Source organism: Streptomyces sp. NPDC001700 (assembly GCF_053596435.1).
Window position 1 is genome coordinate 31,804 of record NZ_JBSFGE010000040.1, and the last position, 12,966, is coordinate 44,769.

At 72.7% G+C, this 12,966-nt stretch carries 13 protein-coding genes; 11 read left to right on the forward strand and 2 right to left on the reverse strand.

All coding sequences use genetic code 11. The features are described 5' to 3' along the window. Window positions 1–234 precede the first annotated feature (234 nt). From ald to der, 11 genes are all read left to right on the forward strand, one after another. Window positions 235–1,350: an alanine dehydrogenase gene (ald, locus tag ACWC5C_RS40080; protein ID WP_450883961.1), complete on the forward strand. Its 1,116-nt coding sequence runs from the start codon at window positions 235–237 to the stop codon at window positions 1,348–1,350. A 543-nt stretch (window positions 1,351–1,893) separates the two neighbouring features. After that, window positions 1,894–2,910: a ParA family protein gene (locus ACWC5C_RS40085; protein WP_385442265.1), complete on the forward strand. Its 1,017-nt coding sequence runs from the start codon at window positions 1,894–1,896 to the stop codon at window positions 2,908–2,910. Then, entirely contained in the window at window positions 2,895–3,521 is a 627-nt protein-coding gene (locus tag ACWC5C_RS40090) for a hypothetical protein (RefSeq protein ID WP_450883963.1), read from the forward strand. Before ACWC5C_RS40085 ends, ACWC5C_RS40090 begins: the two co-directional genes overlap by 16 nt. Window positions 3,522–3,587: 66 nt before the next feature. Further along, entirely contained in the window at window positions 3,588–5,234 is a 1,647-nt protein-coding gene (locus ACWC5C_RS40095) for a segregation/condensation protein A (RefSeq protein ID WP_450883965.1), read from the forward strand. Continuing rightward, on the forward strand, window positions 5,231–5,899 hold the full coding sequence (gene scpB, locus ACWC5C_RS40100; protein ID WP_450883967.1) for an SMC-Scp complex subunit ScpB: 669 nt from the start codon (window positions 5,231–5,233) through the stop codon (window positions 5,897–5,899). The genes ACWC5C_RS40095 and scpB overlap by 4 nt, the downstream gene beginning before the upstream one ends. After that, a complete protein-coding gene (locus tag ACWC5C_RS40105; protein WP_450883969.1) occupies window positions 5,899–6,987 on the forward strand; it encodes a pseudouridine synthase in 1,089 nt (362 codons plus the stop codon). The genes scpB and ACWC5C_RS40105 overlap by 1 nt, the downstream gene beginning before the upstream one ends. A 128-nt stretch (window positions 6,988–7,115) precedes the next feature. Next, on the forward strand, window positions 7,116–7,478 hold the full coding sequence (gene aroH / locus ACWC5C_RS40110) for a chorismate mutase (protein ID WP_385442198.1): 363 nt from the start codon (window positions 7,116–7,118) through the stop codon (window positions 7,476–7,478). Next, the gene (locus ACWC5C_RS40115; protein WP_450883971.1) at window positions 7,475–8,560 is read left to right on the forward strand and encodes a prephenate dehydrogenase; all 1,086 of its coding nucleotides are present in this window, start codon (window positions 7,475–7,477) and stop codon (window positions 8,558–8,560) included. The genes aroH and ACWC5C_RS40115 overlap by 4 nt, the downstream gene beginning before the upstream one ends. A 92-nt stretch (window positions 8,561–8,652) precedes the next feature. Continuing rightward, on the forward strand, window positions 8,653–9,357 hold the full coding sequence (gene cmk / locus ACWC5C_RS40120; protein WP_450883973.1) for a (d)CMP kinase: 705 nt from the start codon (window positions 8,653–8,655) through the stop codon (window positions 9,355–9,357). Continuing rightward, window positions 9,354–10,043: a lysophospholipid acyltransferase family protein gene (locus tag ACWC5C_RS40125; protein WP_450883975.1), complete on the forward strand. Its 690-nt coding sequence runs from the start codon at window positions 9,354–9,356 to the stop codon at window positions 10,041–10,043. The genes cmk and ACWC5C_RS40125 overlap by 4 nt, the downstream gene beginning before the upstream one ends. A gap of 54 nt (window positions 10,044–10,097) precedes the next feature. Continuing rightward, window positions 10,098–11,561: a ribosome biogenesis GTPase Der gene (gene der, locus ACWC5C_RS40130; RefSeq protein ID WP_450883977.1), complete on the forward strand. Its 1,464-nt coding sequence runs from the start codon at window positions 10,098–10,100 to the stop codon at window positions 11,559–11,561. A 79-nt stretch (window positions 11,562–11,640) separates the two neighbouring features. Here the strand turns inward: der and ACWC5C_RS40135 are convergent, their stop codons facing one another. Together ACWC5C_RS40135 and ACWC5C_RS40140 are read right to left on the reverse strand one after the other, a co-directional pair. Next, complete coding sequence (locus ACWC5C_RS40135) at window positions 11,641–12,006, reverse strand: hypothetical protein (protein WP_385442191.1); 366 nt, start codon at window positions 12,004–12,006, stop codon at window positions 11,641–11,643. Window positions 12,007–12,067: 61 nt separating this feature from the next. Continuing rightward, window positions 12,068–12,946, reverse strand: a complete 879-nt coding sequence (locus ACWC5C_RS40140) for a hypothetical protein (protein ID WP_450883980.1) — start codon at window positions 12,944–12,946, stop codon at window positions 12,068–12,070. Window positions 12,947–12,966: the final 20 nt, after the last annotated feature.

The window sequence follows — 12,966 nt, forward strand, 5'->3', positions numbered from 1 at the left end:
GGGGAGAGCGCCAGTCGACCTACGAAATCAGTGGTGGTCTCGCGAAAGATTGAAGCAATGCAAGGCTAGACAGCGCGACGTCCTTCATTACACTGGCTGTACCCGCGGTCGCCGCGGTTACCTCGGCATGCGGACATGTTCCGTTTTGCTGACCTATGGCCGGTTCCGGCCGGTCCATGGCCGGTTGTGGCCGGTCAAACCCTTAGCCCCCACAGATCAAGGACCGTGATCGACGTGAAGGTCGGTATCCCCCGCGAGGTCAAGAACAACGAGTTCCGTGTGGCCATCACCCCCGCAGGCGTGCACGAGCTGGTACGCGGCGGCCACGAGGTCTTCGTGGAGCAGAGCGCCGGTCTGGGCTCCTCCATCACCGACGAGGAGTACATCGCCGCCGGAGCCGGCATCCTCGCCACCGCCGACGAGGTCTGGGCCACCGCCGACCTGCTGCTGAAGGTCAAGGAGCCGATCGCCGAGGAGTACCACCGGCTCCGCAAGGACCAGACGCTCTTCACCTACCTCCACCTCGCCGCCTCCCGCGCCTGCACCGACGCGCTGCTGGAGTCCGGCACCACCGCCATCGCGTACGAGACCGTCGAGGCCGTGAACCGCACGCTGCCGCTGCTCGCCCCGATGTCCGAGGTCGCGGGCCGGATCGCGCCGCAGGTGGGCGCGTACCACCTGATGCGGTCGGCCGGTGGCCGCGGCGCGCTGCCCGGCGGCGTGCCCGGCGTGGCCGCCGCCCGCGCGGTCGTCATCGGCGGTGGCGTCTCCGGCTGGAACGCCGCGCAGATCGCCATCGGCATGGGCTTCCACGTGACCCTGCTCGACAAGGACATCAACAAGCTGCGCGAGGCCGACCGGATCTTCGGCAACAAGGTGCAGACCATCGCCTCCAACGCCTTCGAGCTGGAGAAGGCGGTCCTCGACGCCGACCTCGTCATCGGCGCGGTGCTCATCCCCGGCGCCAAGGCGCCCAAGCTGGTCACCAACGAGCTGGTGTCCCGCATGAAGCCGGGAAGTGTCCTTGTCGACATCGCGATCGACCAGGGCGGCTGCTTCGAGGACTCCCGCCCCACCACCCACGCGGAGCCGACCTTCACGGTCCACAACTCGGTCTTCTACTGCGTCGCCAACATGCCGGGCGCGGTGCCCAACACCTCCACCCACGCGCTCACCAACGCGACGCTCCCGTACATCGTCGAGCTGGCCAATCGCGGCTGGCGGGAGGCGATTCGCCGGGACGCCGCGCTGGCCAAGGGGCTCAACACCCATGAGGGAGAGGTCGTCTACGGGCCGGTCGCCGAGGCCCACGGGCTGCCCTCGGTCGAACTGGCCTCGCTGATCGGCTGAGGCCGCGAGGCCGGTCAACTCCGGACGACGGCGGGTCAACGCGCGCCGTCAACATCAGGTCAACACCGGGCATCCGGCCGGGTCTTGCCGAGGGGCGGGACCCGGCCGCCGGTCTGTCCGGTACGCCCCGGATCAGGCCCGACGGGGGCGTCGGCCAACTCGCCCTGAATGTAACTATCCAGACGCTTTGGGGGGTGGTGAAATCTCCGCGGCGCCGCCCATACGCCCTTGACATCGGGGTGTTCGATTGCCGACACATCGTGCCGTGTCCGGTGGATTGTGTTGCTGAGGACCGCCGACACGCCATAGAGTCGCCAACCGTCGGCATGGTGTCACGCTGACCTATAGAGAAATTTCCTGGTCACCAAGGAGGTAGGACGACTTGTGAATGAGTCGACATTTTCTCCCGGGGGTGGTCAACCAGGACCGGCTGCGCGGGGCCAGGGGCCCTCGGGGCTCGAGGCTGTCGGCTCCGTCGCTGTCCGTACCTTCGCAACCCACCAGAGCGTGACGAGCATGACGACAGCCCACCAGAGCCACAGCATGGACGGCCATCACGTGAACGCCATGGCCGGCGACCAGGGGGGCAACGAACCCGCCCGCTTCGCCGACTACGACGACCTGCCCGAAGGGCACTTCTACGACCCGGACGCGGAGTACGAGCCCGACCCCGAGTACGCGGCCACTCTCGCCCCCGACGCGGCCCGCCAGCGGCGCGAGCGCATCGGCCCCACCGGCCGTCCGCTCCCGTACTTCCCGATCCCGGGACCGCTGACCGACCACGGCCCCGCGAAGATCATCGCGATGTGCAACCAAAAGGGCGGCGTCGGCAAGACCACCTCCACCATCAACCTGGGCGCGGCGCTCGCCGAGTACGGCCGCCGGGTGCTGCTGGTCGACTTCGACCCGCAGGGCGCGCTGTCGGTCGGCCTCGGGGTCAACCCCATGGAGCTGGACCTCACCGTCTACAACCTGCTCATGGAGCGGGGCATGTCGGCCGACGAGGTGCTGCTGAAGACGGCCGTGCCCAACATGGACCTGCTGCCCAGCAATATCGACTTGTCGGCCGCCGAGGTGCAGCTCGTCAGCGAGGTGGCCCGCGAGTCGACCCTGCAGCGGGCGCTCAAGCCGCTGATGGCGGACTACGACTACATCGTCATCGACTGCCAGCCCTCGCTCGGCCTGCTCACCGTCAACGCGCTCACCGCGGCGCACAAGGTGATCGTGCCGCTGGAGTGCGAGTTCTTCGCGCTGCGTGGTGTGGCGTTGCTCACGGAGACCATCGAGAAGGTCCAGGAGCGGCTCAACCCCGACCTGGAACTCGACGGCATCCTCGCCACGATGTACGACTCGCGCACCGTGCACAGCCGTGAGGTCCTCGCCCGGGTGGTCGAGGCGTTCGACAACCACGTCTACCACACGGTCATCGGCCGTACGGTCCGCTTCCCGGAGACCACGGTCGCCGGTGAGCCGATCACCACGTACGCGTCCAACTCCGTCGGTGCCGCCGCCTATCGCCAGCTCGCCAGGGAGGTGCTCGCCCGGTGTCACGCCGAGTGAGTCTGCCGGGAGCCGACGAACTGTTCCGCACCACCGGGGGGATGGGGCTCCAGTCCTCCTCGCCCGCGTCCGGCCGCCGCCAGGCGAACGGCGAGGCGCCACGGGTGCCCGCCCCCGCCACCGAGTCCGACCCGGGCGGCGAGGCGGCACCGGGCGGCGCACCGGCCGACGGCGGCGAGCGCGGCGAGCAGTCCGGCGCGGCCGAGCACACGGGCCGCGAGACCGCCCCCCAGGACGCGGTCGGCGGCCGCCCAGCGGCCGCGGCGGCCGCCGGGTCCGGGACCGGGGCCCCGGCCGGGGAGCGGAGCGCCAAGGGCCGCCAGGCGTCCGACGGCGCGTCCCCGCCCGCCCAGGGCGGGCCCGCCCGCCGCCGCTCCCGCGCGGCCAACCGGCGCCCCAGCGGGCGCGAGCGCCACGACGAGAAGATCACGGTCTATGTCTCCGCCGAGGAGCTGATGGACCTCGAACACGCACGACTGGTGCTCCGGGGCGAACACGGACTCGCGGTCGACCGCGGCCGGATCGTCCGCGAAGCGGTCGCGGTCGTCCTCGCCGACCTGGAGTCGCGCGGCGACGCGAGCATTCTGGTGCGCCGCCTGCGCGGCCGCTGACGGGCCGGGCGATAGCCTGCCCCGATCGCGGGCTGACCGCCCGGCCCCCTAGCACCCCGGACCGCGATGCCGACAAACGACCCGCAGGATCCGCCGTCCCGCCGCCGCCCCCTGGGCCGAGGCCCGGGCGCCGTCCCGGTCGCCGCGGCGCCGACCGGTGAGCCGGACCGGTCCGCCGGACCGGACGACGAGCGCACACCACCCGAGGCCGCCGGGAGCGCCGCCCAGGCCGCTCCGGACGCGCGGGAGGCTGAGGCCCGTAACGACGCCGCCGCGCCGGTGCCAGTGGCTGAGCCGGACGCGCTGGCCCCGCCACCTGGAGTCGGGGCACGGGACGCCGGTGCGGCAGCGGACGAGGCCCGCGGCGCTGCGACTGCGGGTGCCGAGGCCGCGTCCGGCGAGGCCGAAGCGAAGGCCCCCGGCACCGCCGCCGTTCCGCCGCCCGGCGGCGACGCGGCCACAGCGGAAGCCCACGGCGCTCCGCCCGCGCGGGGCGACGCGCCACCCCAGCGTGTGCCGCGCGGTGGCGAGGACGCGCTGTCCGGCCCGGCCACGGACGAGCCCCGCGGCGCTGCGGCCCCGGGGGCGCGGCAAGGCGAGGGCGCCGCGCACCAGCCGAGGACGGAGCCCGCGCCGGGCGACGGGCCCTCCGAGGGTCAGGCCCGACCGAGGGCCGAGAGCGCGGGGGCGCCGTACGAAACCGGCCATGGGCCGTCCGAAGCGGGCCCGTCGGCGGGGTCCGCCGGGGAGTCCGAGCCCGCGCACGAGCGGGCGCAGGGCGAGGACGGGGCGGACGAGGGCGCTGCCCGGGGCCACGGAGCGCCGCCCGACGGCGGCGGGGCGGCCGAAGACGGCGAGGCGGCCGGAGGCCAGGACGCCGCCGGGGACGGCGGCAACATCTTCACCGTGCGGCTCGACAACTTCGAGGGGCCCTTCGACCTGCTCCTCCAGCTGATCTCCAAGCACAAGCTGGACGTCACCGAGGTCGCCCTCTCCAAGGTCACCGACGAGTTCATGGCGCACATCCGGGCCATGGGGCCGGACTGGGACCTCGACCAGACCACCGAGTTCCTCGTCGTCGCGGCGACCCTGCTGGATCTCAAGGCGGCCCGGCTGCTGCCCGCCGCCGAGGTGGAGGACGAGGCTGACCTCGCGCTGCTGGAGGCCCGGGACCTGTTGTTCGCCCGGCTGCTCCAGTACCGCGCGTACAAGGAGATCGCGGACATCTTCCACGAGCGGCTCGTCGAAGAGTCCCGCCGCTACCCCCGCACCGTAGGCCTGGAGCCGCACCACGCCGAGCTGCTGCCCGATGTCGTCATCCGCGTCGGCCCGGAGGGGTTCGCGAAGCTGGCCGTCAAGGCGATGCAGGCCAAGCCCAAGCCGCAGGTGTACGTCGACCACATCCACGCGCCGCTGGTGAGCGTGCGGGAGCAGGCGGACGTGGTGGTGGGGCGGCTGCGGGAGCTGGGGGAGGCCAGTTTCGCGACGCTCACCGAGGACGCGCCGGACACGCTCACCGTCGTGGCCCGCTTCCTGGCCCTGCTGGAGCTGTACCGGGAGCGCGCGATCCTGCTCGACCAGCCGGAGGCGCTGGGCGCGCTCATGGTGCGCTGGACGGGCGCGGAGGACGGACAGCGGCCGCTGGTCACCGACGAGTTCGACCAGGAGGCCCGGCCACCGGCCGATACCGAGAAGCAGGAGGTACGGACATGAGCGAGCCGGTCATCGAAGACGCGGCCGAGACCGAGCCCTCGGAGGTCGCGGCGCTCGACCTCAAGCCCGCGCTGGAAGCCGTCCTCATGGTCGTGGACGAACCCGCCACCGAGGAACACCTCGCCAAAGTGCTGGACCGCCCGCGCCGCGCGGTCGCGGACGCGCTGCGGGAGCTGGCGGACGAGTACGCGGCGCAGGGGCGCGGCTTCGAGCTGCGGCTGGTCGCGGGCGGCTGGCGCTACTACACCCGCCCCGCCTTCGCCGCGGCCGTCGAGGGCTTCGTCCTGGACGGCCAGCACGCCCGGCTCACCCAGGCCGCTTTGGAAACCCTCGCGGTGGTCGCGTACCGTCAGCCGGTCAGCCGTTCTCGCGTCTCCGCCGTCCGTGGCGTCAACTGCGATGGCGTGATGCGCACCCTCCTGCAGCGCGGACTGGTGGAGGAGGCGGGCACGGAACCCGAATCAGGTGCGATCCTGTACAGGACGACGAACTACTTCCTGGAGCGGATGGGCCTGCGCGGCCTGGACGAGCTTCCGGAGCTGGCACCGTTCCTCCCCGAGGTGGACGCGGTCGAGGGCGAGTCCCAGGAGGGCGTGCCGTCGTTCGACCCGGACGCTCCGGACACAGACGTACACGACAGCAGCCACTCTCAGACGGAAACTTGATGCGAAGCAGCGGCAGGAACAGCAGGGGCAGCGGTAGCGGCGGCGGCAGCGGTAGCGGCGGCAGCGGCGGACGCGGCAGCGGCGGCGGCAAGAACTACCGGGGGGCCGGGAACGGGCGCGACGACAAGCCGAAGCGCACCGGTCGTCCCCGCCCCGAGGAGCGCCGTCACGACGCGGGCGCCCCGAAGCAGAGCGGCCCCGGCCCCCGTGGCGGGGCGGCCAAGAGCGGCGCCCCCAAGGGCACCGGCGGCCGCCGGAAGCCGACCGCCCCGGCCCGCCCGCGCGAGTACGAGGCCCAGATAGAGGAGCGGAACCGAGCCCGCCACAACAAGCCGCAGACCAAGCTGCCCAAGACCTTCGGCGAGCAGGACGGCGAGCGGCTGCAGAAGGTCCTGGCCCGCGCGGGCATGGGCTCGCGCCGCGCCTGCGAGGACCTGATCGACCAGGCCCGGGTCGAGGTCAACGGCAAGATCGTCACCGAGCAGGGGCTGCGCGTCGACCCCGAGAAGGACGAGATCAAGGTCGACGGGCTGACCGTCGCGACCCAGTCGTACCTCTTCTTCGCGCTGAACAAGCCCGCCGGTGTGGTCTCCACCATGGAGGACCCGGACGGCCGCCAGTGCCTCGGTGACTACGTCACCAACCGCGAGACCCGGCTCTTCCACGTCGGCCGCCTCGACACCGAGACCGAGGGCATCATCCTGCTCACCAACCACGGCGAGCTGGCCCACCGCCTCACCCACCCCCGCTACGGCGTCCAGAAGTCCTACCTCGCCGCCATCCAGGGCCCCCTGCCGCGCGACCTCGGCAAGCAGCTCAAGAACGGCATCGAGCTGGAGGACGGCTACGCCCGCGCGGACCACTTCAAGGTGGTCCAGAACACCGGCAAGAACTACCTCGTCGAGGTCACCCTCCACGAGGGCCGCAAGCACATCGTCCGCCGCATGCTCTCCGAGGCGGGCTTCCCGGTCGACAAACTGGTCCGCACCTCCTTCGGCCCCATCGCCCTGGGCGACCAGAAGTCCGGCTGGCTCCGCCGCCTCACCAACACCGAGGTCGGCATGCTGATGCGCGAGGTGGAGCTCTAAAGGCTCCCGTGGGACGCGTGAGCGGGGGATCGGTGGGGCTGGTTAGGCTGATGGGGGACATGTCCGCGCGTGGGACAGAGGCGTAGGACACGCGCGGCGCAGGCACAGCACGCGCAGGGAGCACAGACGTGGCGGTACGAGCGGTCCGCGGGGCGGTTCAGCTGGAGCGGGATGAAGCGGGGCACATGCGGGAGCAGGTGTCCGAGCTGATGACCGCCATCCTGGAGCGCAACAGCCTGGTGCCGGACGACCTGATCAGCGTCTGGTTCACCGCCACGCCCGATCTGCACAGCGACTTCCCCGCGGTCGCCGCGCGCAAGCTCGGGATCACCGACGTACCGCTGATCTGTGCGCAGGAGCTGGACATCGCGGGGGCCATGCCGCGGGTCGTCCGGATACTCGCGCATGTCGAGACCGACCTCGCCAAGACCGACGTCGCCCATGTCTACCTGGGCGCCGCGGCGGCCCTCCGCAAGGACATCGCCCAGTGAGAACAGCCCTCGTCATCGGCACCGGACTGATCGGTACCTCCGCCGCGCTCACCCTCGCGGGCCGCGGTATCCACGTCCACCTCGCCGACCACGACGCGGACGCGGCGCGGACCGCGGCGGCGCTCGGTGCCGGGACGCAGGACGAGCCGGACGGGCCGGTGGACCTGGCGATCGTCGCCGTGCCGCCCGCGTATGTGGCCCGGACGGTGGCCGATGTGCTGCACCGGGGTGTGGCGCGGGCCTGTCTGGACGTGGCCAGCGTCAAGGGCGGGCCGCGCCGGGAGCTGGAGGAGCTGGGCTGTGACCTGACCCGGTACATCGGTACGCATCCGATGGCCGGGCGGGAGCGCTCCGGGCCGCTGGCCGCGACCGCCGACCTGTTCGAGGGGCGGCCGTGGGTGCTCACACCCGGCGCCGACACCGACACCGAAGTGCTCAATCTCGCACTTGAACTGGTCGCACTCTGTCGCGCCGTCCCCGTGGTGATGGACGCCGACGCGCACGACCGGGCCGTGGCGCTCGTCTCGCACACCCCGCACCTGCTCTCCAGCATGGTCGCGGCGCGGCTGCGGGACGCCGACGAGACCGCCGTGCGCCTCTGCGGCCAGGGCATCCGCGATGTGACCCGGATCGCGGCCTCCGACCCCGCGATGTGGATCGACATCCTGTCGGCCAACCCCGGCCCGGTCGCCGACGTGCTCGCCGCCGTCGCCGCCGACCTGGACGAGACGGTACGGGCGCTGCGCGCGCTCCAGTCGGCCGACGACGCCAAGCGCGGCGGGGGAGCGGCCGGGATCGAGGACGTGCTGCGCCGGGGCAACGCCGGGCGCGAGCGGGTGCCGGGCAAGCACGGCGCCGCCTCGGCCGTCTATGAGACCGTGACGGTGCTCATCGGCGACCAGCCGGGCGAGCTGGCCCGGATCTTCGCCGACGCGGGCCGGGCGGGCGTCAACATTGAGGACGTACGGATCGAGCACGCCACCGGACAGCAGGCGGGCCTGATCCAGCTGATGGTGGAGCCCGCCGCCGCCCCCGGTCTGACCAAGGCCCTCCGCGAGCGTGGCTGGTCCATCCGGCAGTGACCGGGCGCCCTGGATGAGCCAGTAACCTTGTCCGGGGCTCTCACCAAGCTCCGTTCAACCCAGCCCCGTGCATACGAAAGGTGTCTGTCACCGTGGAAACCGCCGCCCGGACCGCCCCGGCAGCAGTGATTGTCGCGATCGACGGCCCCGCAGGCACGGGCAAGTCCAGTACGTCCAAGGCCGTCGCGGCCAAGCTCGGCCTCGGCTACCTGGACACCGGCGCCCAGTACCGGGCGATCACCTGGTGGATGGTGAACAACGGCATCGACGTCGAGGACGCCGTCGCCGTGGCCGACGCCGCCCGCAAGCCGGTCATCGTCTCCGGCACCGACCCGGCCGCCCCCACGATCACCGTCGACGGCACCGACGTCGCCGGGCCGATCCGTACCCAGGAGGTCACCTCCCGGGTCAGCGCGGTCAGCGCGGTCCCCGAGGTGCGCACGCTGATCACCGAGCTGCAGCGGACGATCGCCACCGAGGCGCCGCGCGGCATCGTGGTCGAGGGCCGGGACATCGGCACGACCGTCCTCCCGGACGCCGACCTCAAGATCTTCCTGACCGCCTCCGCCGAGGCCCGGGCCGCCCGCCGCAGCGGTGAGCTGAAGGGCAAGGACGGCTCGGACCTGGCCGCCACCCAGGCGGCGCTCGCCAAGCGGGACGCCGCCGACTCGGGCCGCAAGGCCTCGCCGCTGGCGAAGGCGGACGACGCGGTCGAGGTCGACACCACCGACCTCACCCTCGACCAGGTCATCGAGTGCGTGGTCACGCTGGTCGAGGAGAAGCGGGCCGCCGCATGACCGCCGCCGACCGGGCCGCCGACCCGGAGCTGCCGAGCGCGGCCGGTGCCGCCGTGGGGCGCCGGATCGGCATCGGCCTGATGTACGGGCTGTGGCGGCCGCGGGTGCTGGGCGCCTGGCGGGTCCCGTCCGCCGGTCCGGTCATCCTGGCCGGGAACCACTCCCACAACGTCGACGGCCCGATGATCATCGGCACCTCGCCCCGGCCGTCGCACTTCCTGGTCAAGAAGGAGGCGTTCGTCGGTCCGCTGGACCCGTTCATGCGCTCCGTCGGCCAGGTGAAGGTGGACCGTACGAGCGCCGACCGCACCGCGATCACCCACGCGCTGGGCCTGCTGGAGCGCGGCGCGGTGCTGGGGATCTTCCCGGAGGGCAGCCGCGGCGAGGGCGACTTCGCGTCGCTGCGCTCGGGGCTCGCGTACTTCGCGGTGCGCTCCGGCGCCCCGATCGTGCCGGTGGCCGTGCTCGGCACCGGCGAGCAGCGGCGCGCCGACGGACGGCCCAGGGCGCTGCCGAAGCTGCGCAGCCGCGTCGACGTGGTCTTCGGCGACCCGTTCCAGGCGGGCGACGGCAGCGGCCGCCGGACCCGGGCGGCGCTGGACGAGGCGACCGTGCTCATCCAGAAGCGTCTGGGCGAGCACCTGGGGAGCGCCAGGCGGCTCACGGGCCGCCACAACGAGACATAGCCCCGCGCGCCCACGAGGGCGCGCGGCACTGAGGGACGACGAGGACATCACTTCATGAACGACCAGATCCACAGCGGCGGCGACGAACACGGAGAGCTGGGCGACGCCGAGTACGCGGAGTTCATGGACCTCGCCGCGCAGGAGGGCTTCGACCTGGAGCAGGTCGAGGGCGACCTCGCGGCGGCGGGCCACGGCCCGCTGCCGGTGCTCGCCGTCGTCGGCCGCCCGAATGTCGGCAAGTCGACCCTGGTGAACCGGATCATCGGCCGCCGTGAGGCGGTCGTCGAGGACAAGCCGGGCGTCACCCGCGACCGCGTCACGTACGAGGCCGAGTGGTCCGGCCGCCGCTTCAAGGTGGTCGACACCGGCGGCTGGGAACAGGACGTGCTCGGCATCGACGCGTCCGTGGCCGCCCAGGCCGAGTTCGCCATCGAGGCCGCCGACGCGGTGGTCTTCGTGGTGGACGCCACGGTCGGCTCGACCGACACCGACGAGGCCGTCGTCAAGCTGCTGCGCCGGGCCGGGAAGCCGGTCGTGCTGTGCGCCAACAAGGTCGACGGCCCGAGCGGCGAGGCGGACGCGGCGATGCTGTGGTCGCTCGGCCTCGGCGAGCCGCAGCCGGTCTCGGCCCTGCACGGCCGCGGCACCGGCGACATGCTCGACGCGGTGCTGGAGGCGCTGCCCGACGCCCCGGCCCAGACCTTCGGGGGCACGGTCGGCGGCCCGCGCCGCATCGCCCTCATCGGCCGCCCCAACGTCGGCAAGTCCTCGCTGCTCAACAAGGTGGCGGGCGAGGAGCGCGTGGTCGTCAACGAGGTCGCGGGCACCACCCGCGACCCGGTGGACGAGCTGATCGAACTCGGCGGGGTCACCTGGAAGTTCGTGGACACCGCCGGTATCCGCCGCCGCGTCCACCTCCAGGAGGGCGCCGACTACTACGCCTCGCTGCGCACCGCGGCCGCCGTGGAGAAGGCCGAGGTCGCGGTCATCCTCATCGACACCAGCGAGCCCATCAGCGTCCAGGACCAGCGGATCATCACGATGGCCGTGGAGGCCGGGCGCGCGATGGTCATCGCGTACAACAAGTGGGACACCCTCGACGAGGAGCGCCGCTACTACCTGGAGCGCGAGATCGAGACCGAGCTGGGGCAGATCCAGTGGGCGCCCCGGGTCAACGTCTCGGCCCGCACCGGCCGCCACATGGAGAAGCTCGTCCCGGCGATCGAGACGGCGCTGGCGGGCTGGGAGACCCGGGTGCCGACCGGGCGGCTGAACTCGTTCCTCGGCGAGATCGTCTCCTCCCACCCGCACCCGATCCGCGGCGGCAAGCAGCCCCGCATCCTGTTCGGCACCCAGGCCGGTACCCGGCCGCCCCGCTTCGTCCTCTTCGCCTCCGGCTTCCTGGAGGCGGGCTACCGCCGCTTCATCGAGCGGCGGCTGCGCGAGGAGTTCGGCTTCGAGGGCACCCCGATCCAGATCTCGGTGCGGGTCCGCGAGAAGCGCGGCCGCAAGCGGTAACGGCCGTAAGAAGTAGCGGTGAGAAGTAACCGTTGAAGGGGCGCCACCGATTCCGGTGGCGCCCCTTCAACGGTGGCGCTCAGTAGCGCCCGTCGCGCTGGCCGGGTGGAAGGGCGGGGAGGTAGGTGCGGTAGTAGAGCCCGCCGGTGTCCCAGGCTCCGCCGTGGCCGCCGCTGGTCAGGCCGCGGGGCTGGCCGATGGCGCTGAACGCGACGAACCCCAGATCCTCCTCGTCCGACCGGTCACCGGGCAGCGCCCGGAACAGCCGCCGGTACTCCGCGTACAGCGCGTCGTAGATCGGCGTCGCGGAGTGCCGCCACGGGTCGGGCGACGCCTCCAGCGCCGGGCGCATGGCCGGGATGTGGGCGTAAGAGGGGGAGCGGTAGGGGAGGTCGTATCCGTGCACGTATGTGCCAACGACCAGGCCGCCCAGGGGATGCGGCATCGGCGGCGAATGGGCCGCTTGGGTCAGGCAGCGGCAGCCCGGGGCGGGGTGGGTCACCGGATCAGGTGCCCGCGAGCGGCATCGAGGCGCCGACCAGCGCGCCGCGCGCCGCGGCCCGGTCCAGCGCGGCCCGCAGCTGGTCCTCGCGCGGCTGGGTGCCGATCGTGCCCGCCGCCGCCGCGTACACCAGGACCTGCTGGGAGCGGCCCACCGCGCTGCGCCAGCCCTCGCTGAGCGGCATCGGGCTGTGCGCCTGCCACCAGGCCACCGGGGAGCCGCCGTTCGCCGCGGGCATCAGCACCGCGTGCAGCTGTCCCATGGCGAGCAGCACCGACCAGCCGGGAATGGCCACCGGAGGACGGCCGAGGTCGACCACCGGCAGGAAGCCCTGTTCGATGAGGAGCTGGAGGAAGTCGTCGCCGTGCCCGGTCGCACCGGGCCGGGTGATCGGCCCGGTCGGCTCGACGACCAGCGCCGGGCGCTGCTCCCCGCCCACCAGCACCACCCCGCTGGTGACGCCGAGCACCGCCTGCTGGGGCGGCGGCGGGGCGGTGTACGGGGCGGAGTACGCGGCGGAGTGCGGGGCCGGGGGGTGCGGAGCCGCGTGCGGGGCGGAGTAGGCGTAAGAGGCGGCGGGCGGCTCCGGCGCGTACGGCGCGGACTCCTCGGCGGTGATGGACCGTACCGCACCGGCCAGCTGCTCCTCGGAGACCGGGACGACCTGGGAGGGAACGCAGGTGGCGTGCGCGAACGCGAGCACGGCGGTCTCCTGGCCCACGAACAGCACCGTGCTGGTGCGCTCCTGGTCGGAGTTGCCTGGCGTGCGGCAGGACGTGCAGTCGTAGGCGCCCGGGGCGTTGTCCCCGGCGAGCAGCCGGTCGGCTTCTTCATCGCCGATCTCGGCGCGTACGTCATCGCTGACGTCGAGCATGCGCGGCACGGGTGGCTCCTCGGTCTCGG

Excerpts from the sequence above, each read along its gene's own strand:
- ACWC5C_RS40105 (WP_450883969.1), top strand. The coding sequence starts at position 5,899 with ATGCGAAGCAGCGGCAGGAACAGCAGGGGCAGCGGTAGCGGCGGCGGC.
- scpB (WP_450883967.1), top strand. The coding sequence starts at position 5,231 with ATGAGCGAGCCGGTCATCGAAGACGCGGCCGAGACCGAGCCCTCGGAG.
- der (WP_450883977.1), top strand. The coding sequence starts at position 10,098 with ATGAACGACCAGATCCACAGCGGCGGCGACGAACACGGAGAGCTGGGC.
- ACWC5C_RS40085 (WP_385442265.1), top strand. The coding sequence starts at position 1,894 with ATGGACGGCCATCACGTGAACGCCATGGCCGGCGACCAGGGGGGCAAC.
- ACWC5C_RS40095 (WP_450883965.1), top strand. The coding sequence starts at position 3,588 with ATGCCGACAAACGACCCGCAGGATCCGCCGTCCCGCCGCCGCCCCCTG.
- ACWC5C_RS40135 (WP_385442191.1), bottom strand. The coding sequence starts at position 12,006 with ATGCCGCATCCCCTGGGCGGCCTGGTCGTTGGCACATACGTGCACGGA.
- ACWC5C_RS40125 (WP_450883975.1), top strand. The coding sequence starts at position 9,354 with ATGACCGCCGCCGACCGGGCCGCCGACCCGGAGCTGCCGAGCGCGGCC.